Annotated in this window: 16 protein-coding genes and 1 tRNA gene; 13 read left to right on the plus strand and 4 right to left on the minus strand. The window is 65.7% G+C overall.

The window, feature by feature from the left end:
• Positions 1-23: 23 nt before the first annotated feature.
• Positions 24-1,313, minus strand: coding sequence for an isocitrate lyase (aceA, locus tag AABQ55_RS06500; RefSeq protein WP_244767581.1), 1,290 nt, complete (start codon positions 1,311-1,313; stop codon positions 24-26).
• A 219-nt stretch (positions 1,314-1,532) separates the two neighbouring features.
• On the opposite strand from aceA, the gene AABQ55_RS06505 reads away from it, so the two are divergent.
• The 5 genes from AABQ55_RS06505 (at position 1,533) to AABQ55_RS06525 (ending at position 7,188) form a co-directional block, all read left to right on the plus strand.
• The gene (locus tag AABQ55_RS06505) at positions 1,533-2,948 is read left to right on the plus strand and encodes a helix-turn-helix domain-containing protein (protein WP_272804442.1); all 1,416 of its coding nucleotides are present in this window, start codon (positions 1,533-1,535) and stop codon (positions 2,946-2,948) included.
• Between the two features lie 184 nt (positions 2,949-3,132).
• Positions 3,133-4,227, plus strand: coding sequence for a polyamine ABC transporter substrate-binding protein (locus AABQ55_RS06510; protein ID WP_443021084.1), 1,095 nt, complete (start codon positions 3,133-3,135; stop codon positions 4,225-4,227).
• A 79-nt stretch (positions 4,228-4,306) separates the two neighbouring features.
• Positions 4,307-5,449 (plus strand): ABC transporter ATP-binding protein, encoded by a 1,143-nt coding sequence (locus tag AABQ55_RS06515; RefSeq protein WP_272804443.1) that lies wholly within the window; start codon positions 4,307-4,309, stop codon positions 5,447-5,449.
• 4 nt (positions 5,450-5,453) lie between these two features.
• A complete protein-coding gene (locus AABQ55_RS06520) occupies positions 5,454-6,365 on the plus strand; it encodes an ABC transporter permease subunit (RefSeq protein ID WP_272804444.1) in 912 nt (303 codons plus the stop codon).
• Positions 6,366-6,369: 4 nt separating this feature from the next.
• Positions 6,370-7,188, plus strand: a complete 819-nt coding sequence (locus AABQ55_RS06525) for an ABC transporter permease subunit (RefSeq protein WP_244767586.1) — start codon at positions 6,370-6,372, stop codon at positions 7,186-7,188.
• A gap of 15 nt (positions 7,189-7,203) precedes the next feature.
• Here the strand turns inward: AABQ55_RS06525 and AABQ55_RS06530 are convergent, their stop codons facing one another.
• The gene (locus AABQ55_RS06530) at positions 7,204-9,042 is read right to left on the minus strand and encodes an AsmA family protein (protein WP_272804445.1); all 1,839 of its coding nucleotides are present in this window, start codon (positions 9,040-9,042) and stop codon (positions 7,204-7,206) included.
• Positions 9,043-9,223: 181 nt separating this feature from the next.
• Between AABQ55_RS06530 and AABQ55_RS06535 the strand changes: the two genes are divergently transcribed.
• Positions 9,224-11,176 (plus strand): acetoacetate--CoA ligase, encoded by a 1,953-nt coding sequence (locus AABQ55_RS06535; protein ID WP_272804446.1) that lies wholly within the window; start codon positions 9,224-9,226, stop codon positions 11,174-11,176.
• A 260-nt stretch (positions 11,177-11,436) separates the two neighbouring features.
• Here AABQ55_RS06535 and AABQ55_RS06540 read toward each other — a convergent pair whose 3' ends face one another.
• A complete protein-coding gene (locus AABQ55_RS06540) occupies positions 11,437-13,092 on the minus strand; it encodes an ABC transporter permease (protein WP_272807402.1) in 1,656 nt (551 codons plus the stop codon).
• A gap of 190 nt (positions 13,093-13,282) precedes the next feature.
• Positions 13,283-16,963 (minus strand): ATP-binding protein, encoded by a 3,681-nt coding sequence (locus AABQ55_RS06545; protein WP_272804447.1) that lies wholly within the window; start codon positions 16,961-16,963, stop codon positions 13,283-13,285.
• 241 nt (positions 16,964-17,204) lie between these two features.
• On the opposite strand from AABQ55_RS06545, the gene AABQ55_RS06550 reads away from it, so the two are divergent.
• The 7 genes from AABQ55_RS06550 to AABQ55_RS06580 all read left to right on the plus strand — a co-directional run bounded on the left by AABQ55_RS06550 (position 17,205) and on the right by AABQ55_RS06580 (position 26,215).
• Positions 17,205-17,654, plus strand: a complete 450-nt coding sequence (locus AABQ55_RS06550; RefSeq protein ID WP_272804448.1) for a phasin — start codon at positions 17,205-17,207, stop codon at positions 17,652-17,654.
• A 144-nt stretch (positions 17,655-17,798) separates the two neighbouring features.
• Positions 17,799-17,875, plus strand: a tRNA-His gene (locus AABQ55_RS06555).
• Positions 17,876-18,008: 133 nt separating this feature from the next.
• Positions 18,009-18,584 (plus strand): TetR/AcrR family transcriptional regulator, encoded by a 576-nt coding sequence (locus AABQ55_RS06560; protein ID WP_272804449.1) that lies wholly within the window; start codon positions 18,009-18,011, stop codon positions 18,582-18,584.
• Positions 18,581-19,510: a DMT family transporter gene (locus tag AABQ55_RS06565; RefSeq protein ID WP_272804450.1), complete on the plus strand. Its 930-nt coding sequence runs from the start codon at positions 18,581-18,583 to the stop codon at positions 19,508-19,510. Before AABQ55_RS06560 ends, AABQ55_RS06565 begins: the two co-directional genes overlap by 4 nt.
• A 156-nt stretch (positions 19,511-19,666) precedes the next feature.
• Positions 19,667-21,928 carry a UDP-forming cellulose synthase catalytic subunit gene (gene bcsA, locus AABQ55_RS06570; protein ID WP_272804451.1) on the plus strand — a complete coding sequence of 754 codons (2,262 nt, stop codon included), beginning with the start codon at positions 19,667-19,669 and terminating at the stop codon, positions 21,926-21,928.
• Positions 21,921-24,266, plus strand: coding sequence for a cellulose biosynthesis cyclic di-GMP-binding regulatory protein BcsB (locus AABQ55_RS06575; RefSeq protein WP_272804452.1), 2,346 nt, complete (start codon positions 21,921-21,923; stop codon positions 24,264-24,266). The genes bcsA and AABQ55_RS06575 overlap by 8 nt, the downstream gene beginning before the upstream one ends.
• Entirely contained in the window at positions 24,263-26,215 is a 1,953-nt protein-coding gene (locus AABQ55_RS06580) for a hypothetical protein (RefSeq protein ID WP_272804453.1), read from the plus strand. Before AABQ55_RS06575 ends, AABQ55_RS06580 begins: the two co-directional genes overlap by 4 nt.
• Positions 26,216-26,222: the final 7 nt, after the last annotated feature.

The following is a 26,222-nucleotide window of genomic DNA, read 5'->3' on the forward strand; positions in this document are numbered from 1 at the left end:
TCTTGAAAGGTTGACGGGTCGGGTTATTCGGCGGCCGGGCGGAACTGCTCGTGCTCGGTCGATTCATGCATGGCGGTCGTGGAGGACTGGCCGCCGGTGATGGCCATGGACACGGCGTCGAAGTAGCCGGTGCCGACTTCGCGCTGGTGCTTGGTGGCGGTGTAGCCGTTGACCTCGGCGGCGAATTCCGCTTCCTGAAGCTCGGAATAGGCGGCCATCTGGCGCTCCTTGTAGCCGCGGGCGAGCTCGAACATGCCGTAGTTCAGCTGGTGGAAGCCGGCGAGCGTGATGAACTGGAACTTGTAGCCCATCGCACCCAACTCGCGCTGGAACTTGGCGATCGTCGCGTCGTCCAGGTTCTTCTTCCAGTTGAACGAGGGCGAGCAATTGTAGGCGAGCAGCTTGCCCGGATGTGCCTTGTGCACGGCCTCGGCAAACTTGCGGGCCTGTTCGAGGTCCGGCTTGCCGGTTTCCATCCAGATCAGGTCGCAATGCGGCGCATAGGAGATCGCGCGGGCGATGCACGGCTCGATGCCGTTCTTGACCTGATAGAAACCCTCGACCGTGCGGCCCTTGTCCTTGTCGACGAAGGGCTGGTCGCGCTCGTCGATGTCGGAGGTCAGCAGCTTGGCTGCCTCGGCGTCGGTGCGGGCGACGATCAGCGTCGGCACGCCCATGACGTCGGCGGCAAGGCGCGCGGCGTCGAGGTTGCGGATATGCGCGGCGGTCGGAATCAGGACCTTGCCGCCGAGATGGCCGCACTTCTTTTCAGACGCGAGCTGGTCCTCGAAGTGAACGCCGGCCGCGCCTGCCTCGATGAAGGCCTTCATGATCTCGAAGGCGTTGAGCGGGCCGCCGAAGCCGGCCTCGGCATCGGCGACGATCGGGGCGAACCAGGTGTCGACCGAAAGGCCGTTGCCTTCCGCCGTCTCGATCTGGTCGGCGCGCTGCAGCGTGCGGTTGATGCGCTTGGCAAGCTCTGGCGCGGCATTGGCCGGATAGAGCGACTGGTCGGGATACATGGCGGACGCCGTGTTGGCGTCGGCGGCGACCTGCCAGCCCGAGAGATAGATCGCCTTCAGGCCGGCGCGGACCATCTGCATGGCCTGGTTGCCCGAGAGCGCGCCGAGCGCGTTGACGAAGTCTTCCTCGTGGATGAGCTTCCACAGCCGGTTCGCACCGTTTTCGGCGAGCGTGTGGCGGATCTGGACCGAGCCGCGCAGCTTCTCGACCGTCTCGGCCGTATAGGGGCGCTCGATGCCGTCGAACCGGCCCTCCGGCGCGCTCGGGACAAGGTTGTAAAAATCGGTCATAATATCCTCCGGTGCAATGTCTCGGGATCGGGCTTGGCTTTCTTCATTGCCCGATTTCATGTGACATTATTTACATCGCAGCGCACAATAGGGCGAGAGAAAACCGGAAAATCAGCAGAATAATCGGGTAATGATGTCTTGTCTTTGACAGGCGCGCTCTGTAAAAAAGTAAATATTGTAAATCTTTCGATTGCGTCGCGCGTGTAAAGGATTTGACATATGGCGGAGAACAAGATCTTTGCCGGCCCGAAGGTCCGGCGCATCCGCAACACGCTCGGCCTCACCCAGACGGCGATGGCCGAAGGCCTGTCGATCTCGCCCTCCTATCTCAACCTCATCGAGCGCAACCAGCGGCCGCTGACGGTGCAGCTCCTCCTGCGCCTCGCCTCCGTCTACAAGGTGGACCTCGATGAGCTGCAGGGCGAAAGCGCCGGCAATGCGCGCCAGCTGCGCGAGGTCTTCGCCGATCCGCTGCTTTCGGGAGAGTTGCCCGGCGATCACGAACTGGTGGAAATCGCCGACGCCGCCCCGAACGTGGCGAGCGGCATCCTGAAGCTCTACCGCGCCTATCGCGAGCAGGCCGCGCGGCTCACCGACCTTGCCGACCTTCTCGCCCGCGAGGGCCATGCGACGACGCTGTCGGCCACGCTGCTGCCGATGGACGAGGTGCGCGACAGGCTGGAGGGGCGCCCCAACTATTTCGGCGCCATCGACGAGGCGGCGGAGCGGTTTCACGCGGCGCTGGCGCCGGGCGACGAGCTTGCCGCCGCGCTGAAGGGCTGGCTGCGCAAGGAGCATGGCGTCGTCGTGCGCCTGCTGCCCGTCCACACCATGCCGAACCTGCGCCGCCGCTTCGACCGCCACTCGATGCGGCTCTTCCTGTCGGAGCGCCTGTCGCCCTTCGATCAATTGCGCGAGATCGCCATGGAGACGGTGCAGCTTGCCCTTCAGGACGAGATCTTCGCCGAGCTCGACCAGCTCGCCTTCTCGACGGCGGAGGCGAAGCGCATCGCCCGCTTCGAGCTGGCGCGCTATGCCGCGCACGCGCTGATGATGCCCTATGAGGCCTTCCATTCGACGGCCCAGCGCGTGCGCTACGATATCGACGTGCTGCGCTCCCGCTTCGGCGTCTCCTACGAGCAGGCGGCGAACCGGCTGACCATGCTGCAGCGGCCGGGCAGGGCGGGCGTACCCTTCTTCATGCTGGAGATCGACAATGCCGGCAATCGCTTCCGCCGCGCGGGCGCGCAGGGCTTTCCGCAGGCGCGCTTCGGCGGCGGCTGTCCGAAGCTCGGCGTGCATTCCGCCTTCTCGCAGCCGGGGCAGATCCTCGTCGACCGCGTGGAAATGCCGGACGGTGCCGCGTTCCTGGCGATCTCGCGCACGCTGGAGGGGCCGCAGGGCGTCTTTGCCGAGCGGGTGCGCCGCACGGCATTGCTTGTCGGCTGCGACGCGGCCCATGCGGAGGAGACGGTCTATGGCGAGGCGGTGCGGCGGGAGGGGTCGGTTGCGGTCGGCGCGGCCTGCCGGCTCTGCGAGCGGCAGGGCTGTCTTGCCCGCGCCGAGCCGCCGGTAACGCGCCCCCTCGGGCTCGACGAAATGGTGGCCGGCTTGAGCCTTTTCGACTTCCAGTGACTTTTTGCTTGATTTCCGCCGCTGTTAGGGCTTCAAATCTGATAGGAATGAGAAAAATGTGATATCAAAATTCGCCCTGTGTTTGCGTAGAATGCCGCTTGTCGCCTCTTGAAAAACATCCATAATCGGCGACTGTTCTTCATACGAACTCATAGGCCCGAAAGAAAAACTGGGAGATAAATCAATGATAAGGCGTACTCTTTTGGCGACCGCTGCCACGCTCGCGCTGCTTGGTGCCGGCGGCGCGTTCGCGCAGGAAAAAGTCGTTAACGTCTACAACTGGTCCGACTATATCGATAGCTCGATCATCGACGATTTCACCAAGGAAACCGGCATCAAGGTCGTCTACGACGTCTACGATTCGAACGAGATCCTGGAAACCAAGCTCCTGGCCGGCGGCACGGGCTATGACGTGGTTGTGCCCACCAACACCTTCCTGCAGCGCCAGATTTCGGCGGGCGTCTACCAGAAGCTCGACAAGTCGAAGTTGCCGAACCTCAAGAACATGTGGGACATGGTCGCCGCCCGCATGGAGCCCTTCGATCCGGGCAACGAATATTCGATCAACTACATGTGGGGCACGATCGGCATCGGCTACAACAAGGCCAAGATCAAGGAAGCGCTCGGCACGGACGCGATCGACAGCTGGAGCGCGATCCTCGACCCGGCCAATGCCGAGAAGCTGAAGGATTGCGGCATCAACATGCTGGATTCCCCGACCGATATCATTCCGGTCGTGCTCGCCTATCTCGGCCTCAATCCCGACAGCCATGATCCGGCCGACATTGCGAAGGCCGAGGAAGCCCTCATGAAGGTGCGCCCCTTCGTGCGCAAGTTCCACTCCTCCGAGTTCATCAACGGCCTTGCCAACGGCGACATCTGCATCGCGATCGGCTGGTCGGGCGATATCTTCCAGGGCCGCGACCGCGCGGAAGAGGCCGGCAATGGCGTCGAGGTCGGCTACGTGATCCCGAAGGAAGGCACGCAGATGTGGTTCGACCAGATGGCGATCCCCGCCGATGCGCCGCATGTCGAAGAGGCCCACGCCTTCCTCGACTATATCATGCGCCCGGAAGTGATCGCGAAAGCCTCGACCTACATCCACTATGCCAACGGCAACAAGGCGGCACAGGCCGTCATGCCGAAGGAGATCCTGGAAGACACCACGATCTATCCGGATGAGGCGACGCTGGCGAAGCTCTTCACCAACACGACGCTGGATGCAAAGACGCAGCGCCTGTTCACACGGACCTGGACCAAGATCGTGACCGGTCAATAACCGGCCCGCAACGAATTGCCCGGAAGCCTCTTCCGGGCAATTTCATTTGTGCTGCCAAGAAAAGAGATGGGGACAGGCAATGAAATCTCTCGGCAATATCCGTCGTTCCTTCGCACCGTGGACGGATCCGGACGCAAAGCCATTCATCACGTTCCGCAATGTCACGAAGAGGTTCGGCGATTTCACTGCCGTCGATGATCTCACCCTCAACATCTACCACCGCGAATTCTTCGCCCTGCTAGGAGCATCCGGCTGCGGCAAGTCCACGCTCCTGCGCATGCTCGCCGGCTTCGAGCGGCCGACCTCGGGTGAAATCATCCTCGACGGCCAGGACATCGCCGGCATCCCGCCCTACAAGCGGCCGGTCAACATGATGTTCCAGTCCTACGCGCTTTTCCCGCACATGACGGTGGAGAGCAATATCGGCTTCGGCCTCAGGCAGGACGGCATGCCGAAGAACCAGATCGCCGAGCGTGTCGCCCAGATGCTGAAGCTGGTGAAGCTCGAGAAATTCGCGAAACGCAAGCCGCACCAGCTCTCCGGCGGCCAGCGCCAGCGCGTGGCGCTCGCCCGCTCGCTCGCCAAGCGCCCGAAGGTGCTGCTGCTCGACGAACCGCTCGGCGCGCTCGACAAGAAGCTGCGCGAGGAAACCCAGTTCGAGCTGATGGACCTGCAGCAGGAACTCGGCCTCACCTTCGTCGTCGTCACGCACGACCAGGAAGAGGCGATGACCATGGCCGACCGCATCGCCGTCATGAGCCATGGCAAGGTCATCCAGGTCGCCACCCCGGCGGAAATCTACGAAGCGCCGAATTCCCGCTTCGTCGCCGACTTCATCGGCGATGTGAACATCCTCGACGGCAAGGTCTCGGCGAGCGGCAACGGCAAGGTCGAGCTTGCCACCAGCGACGGCTTCACGGTCCGCACCGCGGCTGGCCATGCGCCCGCGGCGGGCAGCGCGGCCGGCTTTGCCATCCGCCCGGAAAAGCTGAAGGTGACGCGCGCCGCGCCCGTGGATGCCTCCGTCAACGCGGCCGAGGGCGAGATCTGGGATATCGGCTATCTCGGCGACATGACGGTCTTCTACGTCAAGCTCGGCAGCGGCAAGGTCGTGAAGGCATCGATGCTCAATGCCCAGCGCGAGGTGGAGGATCCGATCGCCTATGACGAGAAGGTCTGGGTCTCCTTCGGCGAGACGGCCGGCGTCGTGCTGAAGGATTGACCCGATGACAAAGTTCGGCTCCGCCATCTTCAGCCGCCTCGTCATCATCATTCCCTATGCCTGGCTGCTGTTCTTCTTCCTCATTCCCTTCTTCATCGTCTTCCGCATATCGCTCTCGACGACCGCGATCGCCCAGCCGCCTTACGAGCCTGTCTTCGCGCTGGCGGACGGCCTTTCCGGCCTCTTGGCGAAGATCGGCCAGTTCAGCTTCGACAATTACGTCTGGCTCACCGAGGACGCGCTCTATCTGAACGCCTATCTGTCGAGCCTCTGGGTCGCCGGCGTCTCGACCCTGATCACGCTCCTGATCGGCTATCCGATCGCCTACGGCATGGCGCAGGCGCCGCGCACGCTGCGCCCGACGCTGCTGATGCTCGTCATCCTGCCGTTCTGGACGAGCTTCCTGATCCGCGTCTATGCCTGGATCGCCATCCTGAAGCCGGAGGGCCTGCTCAACCAGTTCCTCATCGGCATCGGCATCATCGATACGCCGCTGATCATCATCGGCACCAACTGGGCGATCTATATCGGCATCGTCTATTCGTACCTGCCCTTCATGGTGCTGCCGCTCTATTCGGCACTGGAGAAGATGGACAACACGCTGATCGAGGCGGCGCAGGATCTCGGCTGCCCGCAGATCTCCGCCTTCTGGAAGGTGACCTTCCCGCTCTCCATCCCCGGCATCGTCGCGGGCTGCATGCTCGTCTTCATCCCGGCGGTCGGCGAATTCGTCATTCCGGACCTGCTCGGCGGGTCGCAGACGCTGATGATCGGCAAGACGCTGTGGAACGAGTTCAACGCGAACCGCGACTGGCCCGTCTCGGCCGCCGTCGCCACCATCCTGCTCCTCATCCTGGTCGTGCCCATCGTGTTCTTCCAGAACGCGCAGGCGAAAGCCGAAGAGCAGGGGAGGTAAACCCATGAACACCTGGTCGCGTTTCAACATCGTCTCGGTCGTTCTCGGCTTCGCCTTCCTCTACCTGCCGATCGTTCTGCTGGTCATCTTCTCCTTCAACGAGTCGAAGCTGGTCACGGTCTGGGCCGGGTTCTCGACCCGGTGGTACGTCTCGCTCTTCAACAACCAGGGCCTGATGGATGCCGCCTGGGTGACGATCCGCGTGGCGCTGCTGTCGGCCACCGTCGCCACCGTCCTCGGCACCATGGCGGCGCTGGCGCTGACGCGCTACACGCGTTTCCGCGGCCGGCTGCTGTTCTCCGGCATGGTCTACGCGCCGCTCGTCATGCCGGAGGTCATCACCGGTCTTTCGCTGCTCCTGCTCTTCGTCGCCATCGGTTTCGACCGCGGCTTCGTGACGGTCATGCTGGCACACATCACCTTCTCGATGTGCTTCGTCACGGTCGTGGTGCAGTCGCGCCTGCTCTCCTTCGACCGCTCGATCGAGGAGGCCGCGATGGATCTCGGGGCGACGCCGGTGAAGACCTTCTTCGAGGTGACGCTGCCGGTCATCGCGCCGGCCGTGCTGTCCGGCTGGATGCTGGCCCTCACGCTCTCGCTCGACGACCTCGTCATCGCGAGCTTCACCTCGGGACCCGGCGCCACGACCCTGCCGATGAAGATCTACAGCCAGGTGCGTCTCGGCGTGACGCCGGAGATCAACGCGGCCTGCACGCTGCTTATCGGCCTCGTCGCCATCGGCGTCCTCATCGCCTCGCTCATGACGAAGCGCCGCGAGGTCCAGCGCCAGCGCGACGAGCAGGCGGCCTTCGCCGGCCGTTAAGCCTGGACGGGAGCCCTACTGGCGGGGCTGCTGCCCCGTCAGGATGGAGATCGGCGAGATCACCGGCTCCGGCCAGGAACCGCCGACGAAGAAGCTGATCGCCGGCGTGACGACGGGAGTTTCCGCCTGCTGCCGGTCGGCGAGCGTGCCGGCCAGCGCGACGCTGCCGCTGCGATAGGGGATCATGCCGGAGAGCGTCAGCAGCTTCTCGTTGCCTTCGATCTGCGCCTTGGTCAGCTCCGCCAGGCCCCGGTCGAGCCGGGCCTCCACGTCGGCCCGGACGAAATCGAAGGATCCGTTCGACGCCTCGGAGAAGTTGAAGAAGGCGTTCTTCGCCGCCCGCTCCTCGAAGGCCTGGCGGTTGAAATGGGTGAGCGTGCCGGGTCCCATGGCCAGCCGGAAGTGGCCGGACATGTCGGACGCCGTCGTCGCCCAGAGCGGCCGGTCCGTCGACAGCTCGAAATCGGCCGAGCCGCGTCCTGCCGGCAGCGGCCCGGGCAGGGCGAGCGTGTTGACGATCGCGCCGATATCGACATTGCTCAGCGACATCTGCAGGCGCCCGCCGCCGCGGAACCCCTGCTCGGTCAGCGCGATGCGCCCGGTCATGCGGCCGTCCATGAACTGGCTGTCGCCGATGTCGAAGGAGGCGCGGCCGTTCTCGATGCGCATGCCGGCGGCGAGGTCCTGCAGGGAGAAGGGCGAGAAATCCGCGCTCTTGGCGGAAAGCCGCAGGTCCATGCCGAATTGATGGATGAAGGCGGTGTCGATGCCGGTGGTGGCCTGGTCGGCGCCGGGAAGCGGCGAGAAGGCGGTCAGGAAGGCGTGAAGGTCGATCCGGTCGAAGGCCAGCGTGCCGCCCACCTGCGGCAGGCCGTCCGGCGGCATGTTGACGTCGAGCACGCCGGTCGCCCGCGCATTGTCGAGGGTCAGCTTCAGGTCTTCCAGCTTGGCCGTGTAGCCCGCCGTCGTCACCTTCGCCTCGGCGGTGATATGGCCGAGATTGCCGACGGAGGGGATGTCCTTGCCCTGCCAGGCGAGCAGGTGGCCGAGCGACGGGGTCGACAGCGTCATGTTGCCGGCGATGAAGGCGTTTGCCGAAAGATTGGCAATCCCCTCGAAGTTCATCGTCGTCGGATCGGCGGAAAGATTGGTGCGCACATTGGCGTTGTGCCCCGCGAGCAGGGCAAGCGGATGGTCGCTGTCGAAGGTCCAGCGCGTCATCTCGCCGTTGACGACGCCCGAAAGCGCGAGATCGAGCGGCCGACGCAGGGCCGGCCAGCCGATATTTCCGTTGATGTCGGAAATGCGGTAGGGCGCGGTCCCGTCGCCCTGCGTGACCTCGATGACGCCGTCGAGCACGTTGATCGTGCCGATGCGCTCTTCCGGCAGTTCCGGTATCGCCTGGCCCTCGGGCGCCGATTTGGTCGCGTCGATCGCCTGCATCAGCCAGCCGCTGTGGCGCCAGTTGAAGACGCCATCGGCATCCCAGCCCACGCGGATCGTCGGCCGCATGAGGTCGAAATCGCTGAACACCGGCTTGCCGCGCACCGCACCGAAGAGGTCGAAGCTCGCCGATATGGCGTCGACATGCGCAAGCTCGCTCCTGTCGGCCGCGTCGACCATCCGCACATTGCCGAGCGTCACCCGCGGATAGGGCCAGAAGGAGAACGCCGCCTCCTGGCCGATCTCGACGTCGGCGCCCGTCCAGGCTTCGAGCGTCCTTTCGATCTCCTTGCCGACCGTATCGGTCTGGATGAGGAAGGGAAAGCCGATGCGCACGGCGGCGAAGAGCACCAGAACGACAAGAGTTCCCCGCACGAGATGCCGTGACTGGATGAAACGGGAAAGGGTCATTCGGGTGCGGGTCCTCTACCGGCAGCGTTCACATCACTTCAAGCGAACGGGGATAGGCGCTTGGGCAGAAGAAATCAAATGGGCCATGGCGGAATTGCGTCCGGCAGCGGCGCGAACCGGCGTTCGCCACTTTATACTGCGGCGCAACATGCTATACGAAGGCCATGGAGTGGAGGAAAGCATGACGTCAGAAATGCCCTTGTGGAAACCTTCGGCGGACATCCTGGCAAGGAGCCCGATGGCCCTGTTCATGAAGGCCGGCAGCCGCATCGCCGGGCGCGACCTGAAATCCTACGACGACCTGCACGCCTGGTCGGTGGAGGACCGCGCGGCGTTCTGGACCGCGGTCTGGGATGACGGCGAGGTCATCGGCGAAAAGGGCGGCGTGGCCCTCGAAAACGGCGAGCGCATGCTGGAGGCCCGCTTCTTCCCCGAGGGCCGGTTGAACTTTGCGGAAAACCTCCTGAAGACGACCGGCCCGGACGATGCCATCGTCTTCCGCGGCGAGGACAAGGTCTCCTACCGCTGGTCCTGGGACGCGCTTCGCGAACGGGTCTCGAAACTCCAGCAGGCCTTCGCGGCGATGGGCATACGCGAGGGAGACCGCGTCGCCGCCATGATGCCGAACATGCCGGAAACCATCGCCTGCATGCTCGCCGCCGCCTCGCTCGGTGCCATCTGGTCCTCCTGTTCGCCCGATTTCGGTGAGCAGGGCGTGCTCGACCGATTCGGCCAGATCGAGCCGAAACTCTTCATCGCCTGCGATGCCTACTGGTATGCCGGCAAGCTGCAGGACGTCTCCGCCAAGGTGAAGGCCGTCGCCGGCAAGCTGGGTGTCCCCGTCGTGGTGGTGCATTATGCGGGCGATGCCGAGGCGCTTGCCGGTGCGCTGTCGGATGGCCGCACGCTCGATGCGCTGATGGCGCCCTATGAGGCCAAGCCGCTCACCTTCGTGCCGCTGCCGTTCCGCCATCCGCTCTATATCCTCTTCTCGTCGGGCACGACGGGCGTGCCGAAATGCATCGTGCATTCGGCCGGCGGCACGCTGCTGCAGCATCTCAAGGAACACCGCCTGCATTGCGGCCTCGTTGCGGGCGAGCGGCTGTTCTACTTCACCACCTGCGGCTGGATGATGTGGAACTGGCTGGTCTCCGGCCTTGCCGTCGGCGCCACGCTCTGCCTGTTCGACGGCTCGCCCTTCCATCCCGACGGCAATGTGCTGTTCGACTATGCGCGAGACGAAAAGTTCGCCGTGTTCGGCACCTCCGCCAAATATATCGATGCCGTGCGCAAGGGTGGCTTCACGCCGCTGACGACGCATGACCTTTCGAGCCTTCGCCTGCTGACCTCCACCGGCTCGCCGCTTTCGCCGGAAGGTTTCTCGTTCGTCTACGAGGGCATCAAGCCCGACGTGCAGCTTGCCTCCATTTCCGGCGGCACGGATATCGTCTCCTGCTTCGTGCTCGGCATTCCGCTGCGTCCCGTCTGGCGCGGCGAGATCCAGGGCCCGGGCCTCGGCCTTGCCATGGACGTCTGGGACGAGGACGGCCATCCGGTGCGCGGCGAGAAGGGCGAGCTGGTCTGCACCAGGGCCTTCCCTTCCATGCCGGTCATGTTCTGGAACGACCCGGACGGTGCGAAATATCGCGCCGCCTATTTCGAGCGGTTCGACAACATCTGGTGCCATGGCGACTTTGCCGAATGGACCAGCCATGACGGCATCATCATCCACGGCCGCTCGGATGCGACGTTGAACCCCGGCGGCGTGCGCATCGGCACGGCGGAGATCTACAACCAGGTCGAGCAGCTGGAGGAGGTCGTCGAAGCCCTCTGCATCGGCCAGGACTGGGATGACGACGTGCGCGTCGTGCTGTTCGTGCGCCTTGCTCCCGGCAAGGTGCTGGACGAGGCACTGGAAAAGACGATCCGCACGAAGATCCGCACCGGCGCCTCGCCGCGCCATGTGCCGGCGAAGATCATCGAGGTCGCCGATATCCCGCGCACCAAGTCGGGCAAGATCGTCGAGCTTGCCGTGCGCGAGGTCGTTCACGGCCGGCCGGTCAAGAACAAGGAAGCGCTCGCCAATCCGGAGGCGCTGGAGCTGTTCGCGGACCTGGAGGCGCTGAAATCGTGAGCGCCTTCGACGTTAACGATTCCCGACTGCCGCATTAACCAAGTTTTCGAAGTTGTGAACGAAAGGTTTGTGCCGGAACCGGTCAGGTAAGGTTTTGTTAAGCCGGAATGACGCAAGGTCGTGCCAACTTGAGCGCGCCCGATGATGGGCGTTCCGGTCGCACCCGACCCGATGGCATGAGGCCGTTCACCACGCTTTTGTTGGACAGCATTCAACTATCGGGGCGGCTTATGCCGCCCCCTTTTTTGCCCGAACGCGGTTTAGCCGTCCTTGCGGTCCAGCGACCGCGAGACGAGGAAGACGGGAATGAGCCCGACGGCGACGATGATGACGGCCGGCACGCCGGCATCCTCCACCTTCGCCCGCGAGGCGTCCTCGTAGACCAGTGTCGCCAGCGTGTTGAAGTTGAACGGGCGCAGCATGATCGTCGCTGAAAGTTCCTTCATGCTTTCGATGAAGATCAGCAGCGCCGCCGTCAGCGTCGCCGGCCGCATCATGGGCAGGAGCACGCTCCAGAGCGTCTGGCTGCTGGTGCGCCCGAGCGTGCGCGCGGCCATGTCGAGATGGGGCGAGAGCTTGTGGAAGCCGGCATCGATCGTGCCTTCCGCCATGGTGAGGAAGCGCACCGTGCAGGCATAGATGATGGCAAAGCCGGTGCCAGAGAGCAGCAGCCCGGTCGAGATGCCGAACTGCGCCCGCAGGAAGGCATCGACCGCATTGTCGAAATTGGCGAGCGGGATGAGCACGCCCATGGCCAGCACCGTGCCCGGCACGCCATAGCCGAAGGACGCGAAGCGGCCGGCGGCGGCATTCAGCCGCGAGCGCGTGGTGCGCGCGGCATAGGCGAGCAGGAAGGCGAGCAGCACCGCGACGAGCGCGGTCGAGCCCGAGACGAGGACACTGTTCCAGAGCGCGGAGAGAAGCCGCGTGGAGGCGAACTGCTCCAGCCGGCGCGCGGCATAACCGCCGAGCACGAAGACGGGAATGGCAAAACCGATGACTGGCGGCAGAAGGCAGGCAAGCGTTGCGGCCCATTTCTTCCAGCCTGAAAGCTTGAGGCGCACGGAATCGTGCACGGCCGCCGTCGTCTTCTGGCTGGAAAACCGCTGCCGGCGGCGTGCGGCGCGCTCCACCATCATCAGGCAGATGACGAAGACCAGCATGATGCAGGCGATCTGCGCCGCGCCGGCAAGGCTGCCGCGGTTGAGCCAGGTGTCGAAGATCGAGAAGGTGAGGGTCTGCACGCCGAGATATTCCACCGCGCCGATATCGTTCAGTGTCTCCATGGCGACCAGCGTCAGCCCCAACATGATCGCCGGCCGCGCCATGGGGATCTGGATCCTGGCGAAGACCTTGAGCGGGCCCGCGCCGAGCGTGCGCGCCACGTCGGCCGCCGCCCGGCCCTGCATCAGGAACATCGAGCGGGCGGAGAGGTAGATGTAGGGATAGAGCACGCTGGACAGGACCAGCATCGCCCCACCCGTGGTGCGCACTTCCGGAAACCAGTAGTCGCGGCTCGTCTGGAAGCCGAAGAGCGCGCGATAGGCGGTCTGTACCGGGCCGGTGAAGGAGAAGAACTCCGCAAAGGCATAGGCGCCGAGATAGGCGGGAATGGCGAGCGGCAGCACCAGCAGGCCGGAGAGCAGACGGCGCCCGGGGAACTCGCAGCTCGCCACAAGCCAGGCCGTGACGACGCCGACGATCGCCGTGATCGTGCCGACGCCGGCAAGCAGGATCAGCGTGCGCAGCGTCGCGCGCGGAATGACATTGCTGATGAGATGCGGCCAGTTGTCGGTGCCGCCCGTCAAGGCGATGACGACGATGGCGATGGCCGGTATCAGCACGATGACGGCCGCGAGCACGGCGGAGGCCGACAGGAGCGGATGGCGCCGCATGCCCGTCCTGCGGCCGAGCATCTGTGCCGGTAGACTTTCGGAAGATACCTGCAAGGCGTTCACCTCGGGAAAAGGGGTCCTTCGGCAGGCAGGCGTCCGAGCGGTTTCCCTCATCCCGCTTCACGCGGGAACCTCGCCGGGGAGGTGCGGGAGCCGGATGAGGGGTCGTCGATGCGCCTTGCCCTCGTCCTCCCGCTCTAATCCAATCGGCTCAATCTGCCAACACGCGCGGCGAGGGAAAGATCACTTCGACCAGCGTGCCCTCGTTCGGCGTGGAGCTGATGGCGAAGTTCGCCCGGTTGGCATCGACCATCGCCTTGGTCAGCGGCAGGCCGAGGCCGGTGCCGTCGCCGCGCTTGCGCGCGCCTGTCGTCACCTGCCGGAAGGGCTTCATCGCCTGTTCCAGTTCGCTGCGCGTCATGCCGACGCCGGTGTCGCGGATGCGCAGCACGACGCTGCCGTTCGCCTCATAGGCCGTCGACACGACGATCTGCCCGCCCGACGGGGTGAAGCGGATGGCGTTCGACAGGATGTTGAGCGCGATCTGCTTGATCGAGCGCAGGTCGGCGACGATCTGCGGCACATTGGCCGAAAGCGAGGTGCGGATGATGACGCGCTGGGCGTTCGCCTGCGGCTGCACCAGCGAGACCGCCTCGGCGAGCGTCTCGTTGAGGCCGACGGCGGTGAATTCCAGCTCCATCTCGCCCGCCTCGATCTTCGAAATGTCGAGCAGGTCGTTGACGATGTCGAGCACATGGCGGCCGGAGCGGCCGATGTCGTTGGCATATTCGATATAGCGCGGATGGCCGATCGGTCCGAAGCGCTCCGTCGCCATCATGTCGGAAAAGCCGATGATGGCATTAAGCGGCGTGCGGATCTCGTGGCTGACGCGGGCGAGGAAGTCGCTCTTGTGGGCATTGGCCGTCTCGGCGGCCCGCTTGGCGTTGCGCAGCTCCTCTTCCGTGCGTTTCCACTGGGTGATGTCGCGAATGACCGCGCAATAGCCGGCGGAGGAGGAGAGGCGGCCCATGGTCATGAAGAGCGGGATGAAGCCGCCGGCCGCCTCGCGGCCGATGACCTCGCGCCCGTCGTTGAGCACGCTGGCGACGCCGTGGCCGGCAAGCCCGGCGAGATAGTCGAGCACCGCCTTCTGGCTTTCATGGGCAAAGAGCATGGCGAAGGGCCGGCCGCGCGTCTCGTCCTCGTCATAGTTGAAGAGGGCGCTGGCCGAGCGGTTCATCGAGCGGATGTCGCCGTCCTGCCCGACGACGACGACGCCGTCGGTCGCCGTTTCGAGGATCGAGCGCAATTCGCTGACCTCGATGCGCAGCGCCGCGGCCGCGGCCTGGTCGGCATTGCGATCCTCGGCTTCCGCCACTGGAGCCGGCGCGGTCTCGACCAGCGAAAGCGCGGACTTCGTGTGCAGCGGCGTCAGCGCCAGCATCAGCGCCGTGCCGTCCTCCCAGCGGATCGACTGGAGGCGGGCGTGCACGGCGCTCGTGCTCTCGCCGTCGGCATGGCGCAGGGTCATGGTGCCGTCGCCGTCTTCCGCGTCCTCGTCGGGGCCGGCCAGGAGGATGTCGAGCCCGCCCGAGGCTTCGAGGTCCTCAAGGCCGCCATAACCCGTCAGGCGGAAGAATTCCGGATTGGCGTGGATGAGCCGGTCGCCGACATGAACGAGCAGCGCGACGGGCAGCACGTCGACCACCGCGGCGGTAAGACCATAGTCCATCTGCCGGCGCGGCGGCGCGATGGCCGTGCGCCCTTCGGCATGCGCCTCGTTCAGGAGGTCGTCGGCATGCGGGCCGATTTCGAGGCCGGGCACTTCCGCATGGGTTTCGTCGGCGGTCTGCGCGATGGCGGTTGCCTCGGCGCTCTCCGGAATTTCCGGGCGGGCGTCACCGGTCGTCTCGTCCGTTTGTTCGCCGCCAGCCGCCGTTTCCACAGGCTCGGCCGACGGACGGTCCTCCGGCTTGCGCTTGCCGAAGGTCTCGCCAAGCTGGCGGGCGATCTCGCGGAAGGCGGCCTGCTCGCCGGTCGAAAGGCCGTCGAAGAGACCGCCGCGATTGCGTCGGGTCTCGAGCTGCACGATCTTGTCGGATTGCCGGCGGGCCGGGGTCTCGACGAGGCGCAGCGCCGGGCGCTCGCCGCGGAAGGCATCCTCTTCGTCCTCGGCGGGCGTGGCCTGCATGTCCTCGCCATCTTCCACAGAGGCTTCCGTTGCCGCCTCCGTTTCGACGGTGTCCTGCGCTACCGGGGTCGTTCCCTCTATGTGATCGGCCTCGTCCGGCATGACGGAGACGTCGTCTGCCGTGTCCGTGGCGTCCGCGACAGGTTGCGTCGTCGCCTCGGTGGTGTCGTCCAGCTCCCCGGCCGCGCTCTCCAGGAGCGTGCCGGCTTCCTCGGCGAAGACTTCCTCCATCTCGGCCGCCTGGTCATCCGCGGCGCTGGCAAGCATCAGGCCGCGGGCGTGCGGATCCGGGGCTGCATCGGCGATGCGCACGATGCCGAAGCCGCGGAAGCCATCGAATTCCCGGTTGCGCGAATAGGTCGGCAGGGCCGCGAGGTCGACGGGCACGACGAGGTTGGTGCCCTCGGCCGGCCACAGAATCGTCTTGCCGGACCAGGTGTCGCGGCGGCGCAGGAGGTCGCCGATCTTGCCCTCGGGGTCGAGGTCGAAGCGGGTGGCGACGTCGGAGAAGCGCTCGCCGGCAATCGCGGCGGCATGCGGGCCGACGGCGGCGGCGAACTCCTCCGAAATCTCGCTGAACCGGCCCTCCGCATCGATCTTCCAGACGAACCGGATCGGCCGGCCCTGCGGATTGAAGGTAAAGCCGTCCGTGTTGCGATCCGCCCCGTCATTTTCGGCCGCGACCAGAACGGCCTCGGCCCTTTCGGCTTCGGTTCCGACGGTCTCCTCCGTGGCGGCATCCGGCAGGTTCGCGGCCGGTTCGTCCGCTGCCGGCAGGATGTCGGAAGCCGTCTCGACGATCTCTTCGGCGGAAACCGCGGCCTCCATGCCGTCCTCCGGTGCGGCTCCGTCGTCGACCATGGGCTCTGTTTCGATGGCAACGGGCTCGCAGACCGGTTCCACCACGCCGGCGATCCGTTCAGCCTGCTCCTGCGTCTCCTCCACCGCCGGCGCGGGGCGCTCGGCGTCCAGGACGGTTTCGGCCGGCGTCTCGGCAACGGGTTCCGCCGCGGTTTCATCCGGGTCGAGATGGCCCAGGATCGTTTCGACGGCGAAGAGCAGGTGGAGCGGCGGGTCGGCGGCGATGCGGCCGATGGCGGCGGGCAGATGGCCGCGGCCGGTGGCGATCGGGCGCTTGACGAGGCGCTCGGTGCTGCGCCCGGCGGCCTCGACGAGGGCGCGGCGCGTCTCCGGGCTGATGGAAAGGCCTTCGAAACCGTCCGAGGCGGCGATGATTGTGCCCGAGCCGTCGAGCACGGCCATGTGCGTGTCCGGATCGTCGAAGCCGGTCAGCATGGCGGCGGCGGCCTCCTGCGGGCTCTGCCGGCCGGCGCCGACCGGCGCGCTGAACAGGATCGCCTCGTCGCCGGGGCGGATGGTGACGTCCTCGACGGCGGCCGTCACCGGCATGCTGCGAAAGCCGCTGCCGACGCGCATGAGAAAGCTGCGGCGATCGCCCGGCGCCTGCACCTGGCGGGCGGTTGCCGCCAGCTGGCGGAAGGCGACGTCGGCGCGGTCCGGCCCGGCATCGAGGAAATCGTAGATATTGTCATGGCCGAAGAGGGCCGCGCCGCGGCCGTTCGACCAGAGCACGCGCGCCATGTCCCTGGAAAACAGCACGACCGCCTCGCCCCTGGCGAAGGGCAGGCGCACCCGTTCATGGACGGCGACGTCGATAAAGGGATACTGCTTTGCGGACATGTTCAGGCCTGTCTCAATCCGGCGTCCCGGCTTTCCATTAACACTTTATTAATAGCGGCGCACCGGCGGAGGGTCCAGCGCCCGGCCCGCAAAGCCCCGGGCTTTCGGGCAGAAGGGTTAACGGCCTCATGATTTATTGTGCGATGCACAATTTTGTTGCAATGCGAAATAAGATCGCCTATATAGAGGCCATCCAAGAACACGGCGCCTCTAGAGAGGGCCAAACCAAGGAGCGCAGACAATGGCTACCAAGAAGACGGACGACGTATTCTCCATCGCATCCATCGACCCGAGCAAGTTCTCCGAGAGCTTCCGCGAATTCGCCGAAAAGGGCGCCGCGCAGACCAAGGAGGCCTATGCCAAGATGAAGGAAGCTGCCGAAGACGCCACCAAGACCGTCGAAGCGACGCTTGAAAGCGCGCAGGCCGGCTCCGTCGAACTCGGCCTCAAGGCCATCGAAGCGCTCCGCACCAATGCCGAGAACTCGCTTTCGCACATGGAAGCCCTGCTCGGCGTGAAGTCCGTTTCCGAACTCTTCGAACTGCAGACCGCCTTCCTGCGCAAGCAGGCCGAAGTTGCCGTCGAGCAGGCCAAGACCCTGCAGGAAACCTCCAAGAAGGTTGCCGAGAAGGTCGCCGCTCCCGGCAAGTCGGCCGCCGAGAAGGCCATGAAGTCCTTCAAGACCGTCTGAGCACCGTCTGGTGCGGGGCTGGACCCCATGATAAAATGGCCGGGCAATCGCTCGGCCATTTTCATTTGAGCGCTTGCAAAAAACGCTTGAAAAATGGTGCGGCTCCCCTTATGTGACGCACCAAGCGCGCAGGACGCGCCGTGTGCGGTTGTAGCTCAGTTGGTTAGAGCGCAGGTTTGTGGCACCTGAGGTCAGTGGTTCAACTCCACTCAACCGTACCACTTCTTCTCCCCTGAAATCCGGATGGTTGCAGCTTTCCCGCGGGACGGCGCCGTTTTGGCGATGCCTTGCCCATGCCCTCTTGACTTGTGTAGAAAATAGGTAGATCGGTCTACATAGTTATTGGAGGGCGCAATGGGTGAACGGGTGCCTGCGCGGGAGCGCCTGCTGAAGGCGGCGGCCGAGCTGTTTTACCGGGATGGGGTCGGGGCGACGGGGATCGATACGATCACCGCGCATGCGGGCGTCGCCAAGATGAGCCTTTACAACAACTTCTCCTCCAAGTCCGATCTCGTGAACGCCTACCTGGAGGCGCGCCTTGCGGAATGGCATGCGCTCTACGGCGAGCGGCTGGCCAAGGCCGCGACGCCGCGCGAGCGGCTGCTGGCGGTCTTCGATTCCTATGTCGACCATGCCGAACGCGCCTATGGCTGGGGGTTTCGCGGCTGCGGCCTGCTGAATGCCGCCGCCGAGCTTCCCGTCGGCGATGCAGGCCGGGCGACGGTGGCCCTGCAGAAGGAAGAGGTCGAGCAGCTCTTCAGGGCCTGCCTGCGCGAAATGAAGCCCGATGGCGGCGCTGCGATCGACGCGATGGCGGAACACCTGTCCTTCGTGCTGGAGGGCGCCATGGCCCGCGCCGGCCTCGACGGGCATGACGGTCGGCTGAAGGCGGCCCGCAGGATCGCCGTCTCGATCATGGACCAGCTATGAGCGCCAGCGATCTTGCGGCACTGCCTTCCGTCCGTGCGAACCGGCTCTGGTCGCTCGGCGTCCTCGTCCTTCTCGAGGCGGCACTGGTCGTGTGCTGGAGTGCCGGCTTCATCGGCGTGCGCTTTGCCAGCGACCATGCGCCGATCTTCCTCATCCTCTTCTGGCGAAGCCTCGTGTCCGGGCTGGTGCTGCTGCCCTTCGCGCTTGCCCTGGGGCCGAGGATGCGCGGCAGGGACGTCGCCCTCCAGATGCTGCTTGGCGCGCTGGCCATGGCCGGCTATCTCTCCGGCTTCGCGCTGGCGATCGGTCTCGGTGTGCCCACCGGTCTCGTCGCGCTCATCACCGACATGCTGCCGCTTGCCGTCGCCTTCCTGTCCTGGCCCATTCTCGGCCAGGCTCTGACAGGGCGCCAATGGATCGGTTCGTTCATCGGCCTTGCCGGCGTGCTCATCGCCTCCGGCTGGTCGCTGGAGATCGGCCACGTGCCGCTCTGGGCCTATGGCCTTCCCGTTCTCGGCACCCTGTCCCTGGCGCTGGCGACGCTCTTGCAGAAACGCAGCCCGGTCAATGCCATGCCGGTCTATCAGAGCCTCTGCATCCAGTGCCTGTCGGCAGCCGCGATCTTCGCCGTGCCGGCCTGGCACGAGGGCGGCGTGCTTCCGGTTCTCGACCGGGGCTTCATCGGCGGCATCCTCTGGCTCGTCTTCGTCGCGACGTTCGGTGCCTGGAGCCTCTACTATCTCGCGCTGCGCAAATCCTCGCCCGCCCGGGTGACCGCCGTCCTCTATCTCAGCCCGCCGGTGACCATGGTCTGGGCCTGGCTGATGTTCGGCGAGCCCCTGTCCTGGGCCATGGCCGGGGGGCTCGCCGTGTCCCTCGCCGGCATCCTCATCGTGGCGAAATCGCAGGCGCCCGCCCACCGCTGACGCGGCGTAAACCCTTCCTTTACCACGCTTTTGACGCCATTCCCGTTTTGGCACTCCATTAGGAAACCGTTGACCAATGGATCCCTAATGTCCTCCCGTTCCTGTATGGGACCGGTCCGCATGACGCGCTGCCGCGATGCAAATGGGGTTCTTCAAATGCACATGACGTGCGTCAAATGGCTGGCGGTTCCCGCCGGCATGTTCGGGCTGTTCCTTCTCTGGCTGCCGATCAGCCTTCAGGCCCAGCTTATCTTGAGTTTTGCCGTGCTCGGCGTGATGTTCCTGGCGATGACCCGCCCGAAGAGCGCCACATTCCGGCTCGTCACCTTCGTTTTTGCCGGCATCCTCGCCATGCGCTACGCCTTCTGGCGTACCACCGAGACGCTGCCGAGCATCTATGAACCGCTGAACTTCATTCCCGGCCTGGTCCTCTATCTCGCGGAAATGTACTGCCTCGCCATGCTGGCGATCAGCTTCTTCATGCTGGCCGATCCGGTAAAGCGCGAAAGCCCGGAGACGGGCGATGCGGCGAGCCTGCCGACCGTCGACGTCTTCATCCCGTCCTACAACGAGGAGCCGGAGCTGCTTGCCGGCACGCTCGCCGCGGCGAAGTCGATGCTCTATCCGAAGGACAAGCTGAACGTCTATCTGCTCGACGACGGCGGCACGGAGGCCAAGCGCAACCACAAGGACCCGCGCATCTCGATCGCGGCGATCCGCCGCCACGAGCAGCTGAAGGCGCTCTGCGCCTCGCTCGGCGTGCATTATCATGCCCGCAAGCAGAACGACCACGCCAAGGCCGGCAATCTCAACGAGGGGCTGAAGGTCTCGAAGGGCGAGCTCGTCGTCGTCTTCGACGCCGACCATGCGCCGGTGCGCGAGTTCCTGCGCGAGACGGTCGGTTTCTTCCGGAAGGACAAGAAGCTCTTCCTCGTCCAGACGCCGCACTATTTCCTCAACCCGGATCCGCTGGAAAAGAACCTCCAGACCTTCGCGCGCATGCCCTCGGAAAACGAGATGTTCTATTCGATCCTGCAGCGCGGGCTGGACAAGTGGAACGCCTCCTTCTTCTGCGGCTCGGCGGCGGTGCTGCGCCGCGCGGCGCTTGTCGCGGCGAACGGCTTTTCCGGCCAGTCGATCACCGAGGATTGCGAGACGGCGCTGGCGCTGCATTCCAAGGGCTGGCACAGCCTCTATGTCGACAAGCCTCTGATCGCCGGCCTCCAGCCGGAAACCTTCGTGTCCTTCATCGGCCAGCGCGCCCGCTGGTGCCAGGGCATGCTGCAGATCCTCATCCTCAACCGGCCGTTCCTCGCCAAGGGCCTGACGCTCGCCCAGCGCATCTGCTATGCCGGCATCAACCTGTTCTGGCTGTTCCCGCTGTCGCGGCTCGCCTTCGTCTTCTCGCCGCTGCTCTACATCTTCTTCTCGCTGGAGATCTACCAGGCGAACATCCTGGAATTCGCCTCCTACGCGGTGACCTACCTCATCGGCTCCTTCGCCATGCAGAGCTATCTCTATGGCCGCGTGCGCTGGCCCTGGGTCTCCGAGCTCTATGAATATGTGCAGTCGGTGCTGCTCTTCGGCTCGATCGTCAGCGTCATCCGCAGCCCGAGGAAGCCGACCTTCAACGTCACGGCAAAGGGCCAGACGCTCGACCGCAGCATGCTGTCGCCGCTCGCCCGGCCCTACTTCCTCATCTTCTTCATGTTGCTCGCGGCCGCGCTCTATTCCGGCTACCGCTTCCTGACGGAGCCGGTCGCGACCGAACTCCTGACCATCGTCGCCGGCTGGAACCTCATCAATCTCGGCCTTGCCGGGGCCGCGCTCGGCGTCGTCGCCGAGCGGCGGGAGCTGCGCCGCAACCAGCGCCTGCCCGTCAAGCGCCATGCGCTGATGAAGGCCGAGGGCAAGCTCTCCAACATCATCATCCAGGATGCCTCCTTCGGCGGCGTCTCGGTGGAATTCGTCGAGACGGCACCGGAGATCGACCTTGAAAACCCGCTCGAAGCGTCCATCCAGCTCCGCCGCGCCGGCCAGGTCATCACCTTCGACGTCGTCTATCGTTCCAGCCGCGATGCTGGGGCGGGCGCGGTGCACGGCTTCGCCTACAAGGAGCGCACGCCGGAAACCTTCCTGGCGATCGCCGAACTGATGTATTCCGACCAGGCTGTCCTGCAGGAGCGCATCACCCGCCGCCAGGTGCGCCGCAGCTTCTTCTGGGGTACCTCGCGCTTCGCCCTCTGGAGCATCCGCGAGACGCTTCGCGCGCTCCGCTACTCCGCCGGCCTCATCCGCGAAAGCACCGTCAAATCCTTTGCCGATGCGCCCATCGTCGTGAAGGACAACAATGCCCAGATCTCCGGCCGCGCCACCGAGCTGCCGCCGGTCCTGACAGGAGCCCAGGCCTATGGCTAACCCCACGCTTCTCAAGACCCTGGCGCTCGTCTTCCTCGTTGCCTCGGCCGGCGCCGGCTGGGCCGAGGGGCTGGTGGCCGATGCCGTCAAGCCGCTCCTCGAGGGCACGGCGCTGACCAGCGGCCTCCTGCCGCACCCCGTCGAGTCGAAGAAGATCGCGTCCGAAGGCGCCGCGGCCGAAAACCTCGTGCCCTTCGAGCAGTCGGCGGAGGCCTACACGCTTTCCGGCGAGGACGACGTCGCGACCTTCACCTTCCAGCTTAACGGTCCGCAGGTTGCCGCCGGCGGCACGCTGAACCTTGCCTATGTCAACGCGGTCTCGGTGCTGCCCGACACGGCGAAGGTGGATATCGAGGTCAACGGCCGCGACCTCGGCGGCTTTCCCATCGCCTCGCCGAACGGCGTCAAGACGGAGAAGGTCGCGGTCGCCTTCGAATTCCTGCGGGCCGGCCGCAATGTCGTGCGCCTGCGCGCCCGGCAGCACCATCGCGTCGATTGCTCGCTCGACGCCACCTATGAGCTCTGGACGAAGCTCGATCCGGCGGCAAGCGGCTTTGCCTCGTCCGTTTCCACCGACTTTGCCGATTTCGACAGCCTGCTCGCCGTTCGCCGTACGGCGGAGCAGCGCACGGATATCCGTGTCGTCCTTCCCGCCTTGCCCGATGCCGAGGCGCTGAACGAGGCCGCGCCCGTCCTGCAGGCGCTCGTCCTGTTCCTGAACCGGGATGACGTGACGGTCTCGGTCGCCGACAGGCCGGGCACGGGGCCGGGCATCGATCTCGTCATGGCCATGGACCGAAACGGTTCGGCCACGCTTGCGAAACTCGGCCTCGCCGGCACCCCGCGCGGGCTTTCCGTGCAGGCCGGCGCCTCGGCCGAGCGGGCGCGTGTCGTCATGCGCGCCGCCAATGCCGGCGATATCCGCGCGGCCGTGCTCGCTGCCGTGAAGGGATCGATGGCCGATGGCCTGAAGACCGGCATCTTCGGAACGGGCAGGGACGTGCTCGCCGTCGATGCCGGCGATCGTCGCACGCTGAAGGATGCCGGCTACGAGACCCGCGTCTTCTCCGGTCGCCTGTCGCGCACCGATTTTTCGGTCGAGATGCCGGCGGACTTCTATCCGGCGGAATATGCGACGCTCGACCTTCGCCTTTCCGCCGCCACCTCGCCGGGCCTCGACCAGACGGCGCAGCTTCTCGTGCGCGTCAACGACAGGGTGGTGAAGAGCTATCCCTTCCGCAACCGCACCGGCGAGCAGTTCGACGGCAAGCGGATCGAGCTGCCGCTGCGCGCCTTCCGGCCGGGCGTCAACCGGATCGAACTGCTGGCGGAGCTGCCGATGGCGGCGGACGCCGCCTGCCGCCAGGAAGAGCGCGATGACCGCAAGCCGCGCTTCATCCTGCTCGACACGACCGCCATCGAGGTTCCGGCGCTCGCCCGCGTCGGCCGGCTGCCCGATCTTTCGGCGCTGGCCGGCAAGGCCTATCCCTATGGCGGCGGCAAGGCTTTCGACCTCGTCATCGACCGGGCGGACAGCCAGTCGGTCGGTGCCGGCCTCACGCTTCTGTCCCGCTTGGCGCGCTCCGCCCGCGCGCCGCTGAATGCCAGGATCGCCATCGGCCTGCCCGTGCAGGGCACCGGCCGCGACGCGCTGGTGATCTCCTCGCAGAACGACTTTGCCGAACTCGGCGCCGCGGGCAAATCGGCTTTCCCCGCCGAAGCCGATATCGGCGCTTCCGTCGCCGACCTGCTGAAGCCCGACCCGGTGCTCACCGCCTCGGTTTCCGCCGGCACCGGCGACGAGACCGCCGACCTCCTGCAGGCCTTCCACAATTCGACGGCCGTGCAGCAGGAAGACCTTTCCTTCGGCGTGCGGGCGCAGCTCTGGCTCGCCGCCGCATCGAACGGTTTCGGGCGCTGGCTGAGCTATGAAGGCGAGGATGCCGCGCAGGCCCCCCATGGCGAAGGTGCGCTGGTGACGCTTTCACAGATGCGCTCGCCCGACGGCCTTTCCACCTGGACGGTGGTCAAGGCCGGTTCGCCGCGCGATGTGGATGCCGGCGTGCAGCGGCTCGTGGCACCTGCCGTCTGGCGTGATCTCCAGGGCGGCACGGCAACCATCGAGACGGCGAGCCTTGCGCTTTCCAGCCTGCCGGCGGCGGAGCGCTACATCGCCGACTTCGCCGACCGCAGCCCGGGCAACCTGCGCCGGGTCGCGGCCGCCTGGTTCTCCGACAATTTCCAGATCTACGTGCTGCTCGTTCTCGCCTGCCTCGGCGCCTTCGCCGTCTGGCTCGGTGTGACGGTGCCGAAGAGGGGCGTGAGGTCCGATCGATGAGAGCGCTTTTCCTGTCCGCCCTTCTTGCCGGTTGCACGGCTTTGTCGCCGATCGCGCTCGCGGGCGAGGCCGGTCCCGACGCGGTCGAGATGGCTGCCCTCTATTATTACGCCGAGCAGAAGCAGGCCGCCCGGCTGGAGGCCGAGACGAACCGCCTGCGGCTGAAATATCCGGATTTCGTGGTGCCGGCGGATGTCTATTCGCCCGCTGCGCGGCAGGTGGACGAGAGCGCGCTCTGGGCGCTCTACGAGAAGAACGACTTCACCGGCATCGAGGCCGAGATCGGCAGGCGCCGTTCGGAAAATCCCGAATGGATGCCGAGCGAGGATTTTTCCGGCAAGCTCGCCCGGCGCAAGCAGCGTATCGAGATGATGGCCGCCACCGCCCGCAAGGACTGGATGGGCGTCATCGAGGCGGCGAAGGGTCTCGATCCGTCGACGGAGACGGAGGTCGACCTCGCCTGGATGCTGCTCGATGCCTATGCGGGGACCGGCGCGAAGGATGCGCTGACTTCGGTGTATCGCGGCCTGCTCTTCCGCGAGGGCGACAAGCGTCTGCCGGACCAGCAGATTCTCACGACCTTGCAGAAATCGACGCGGGATTTCCCGGCGGAGGACGTGCGCAAGGCGATGGGCCTGCTGGCGACGTCTCCGCTGCTGCAGGCTGGCCTGGCGCCGGTCGAACTCGATCTGACGCGCAAGGATATCGCGGATTTCAATGCGGACGAAAAGCGCCAGACGCCGATTGCGGAGGGCGAGGTCGGCAAGCTTCGCGCCGCCGCAGAAAAAGGCGAACGTCTCGAGGACCTGTCGCTGCTCGGCTGGTACGACCTGAAGCTCAAGGCGCCGGAAAGTGCCGCGCGCTGGTTCAAGGCGGCGCTTGCCAAGCGCCGGGATGCGGAGAACGCCAAGGGGCTATACCTGTCGCTGGCGGCGGGGAACAGGCAGGAAGAGGCCTATGCGGTCGCGCAAGCCTATCTCGAGGACCTTTCCGCAGACCCGGCCTTCCTGATGAATGCGCTGTCGCTGCGCTTCTCCAAGCCGGACCAGCCGGACGCGGACGGGAAGACCGTCACCGCCTACAGCAACGCGATCCTCGCGACGTCCAATGCCGACCATGCGGAGATCCTCGCCTGGTATGCCTACAATTCACGCCAGTATGAGGCTGCAAGGGCCTGGTTCGCAAAGTCGCTCGACTGGGAAAGCGCGCCGGTGCGCGTCAAGGGGCTCGCACTCAGCCTGCTGCGCCTCGGCCAGAAGAAGGACTATGCGGCGCTGGAGCAGGAATACCGCGACATCTACCCGGAGATCTGGGCCGAGATAAAGGTCGCCACCCCGCCCAAGGGCCGCCGCAGCGTCTCCGTGGAAATGCCCCTCGCTTCCGCCACGGGCGGTGGCAGCGGTTATCTCGCGCATTTCAAGGCGAAGCGCTTCAGCGCCTGCATCAAGGACATCTCCGCGCTGGAAGCGCGCGGCGCGATCTCCGCCGATGCCATGCTGATCAAGGGCTGGTGCCATCTCGAACTGAACCGGCTGGCCGAAGCCCGCAACGCCTTCGAGGCGGCGCTCGGCAACAGCCGCACGCAGGCGGATGCCGCCTATGGCGCGGCGCTCACCCTGCTGCGCGGCCGACTGACAGACGATGCCGAGGCGATGGTCAGCCTCTATCCGCTCGCGGAAAGGCGCGACCGCGAGGTGCGGGCCGAGATTTACTGGCAGCGTGCCCGCTCGGCCTTCGATCACAAGCAGTACCAGCGCGTGCTCGATGCGCTGAACGCGCGCGCCAGCCTCGTCGCCGAGCCGGCCGATCTCAGCCAGCTGCGCGGCTGGGCCTACTACCATCTCGGCAATCGCGGCCAGGCGCAGGCGGTCTTCGCGCGGCTCAACATGCATCTCTACGACCCGGCGGCCGCCCGCGGCCTCGCCGTCTCCACGGCCCCCATCCGATAGGTTCTTC

The organism is Shinella sp. WSD5-1 (genome assembly GCF_963942435.1).
Taxonomy (GTDB): domain Bacteria; phylum Pseudomonadota; class Alphaproteobacteria; order Rhizobiales; family Rhizobiaceae; genus Shinella; species Shinella yambaruensis.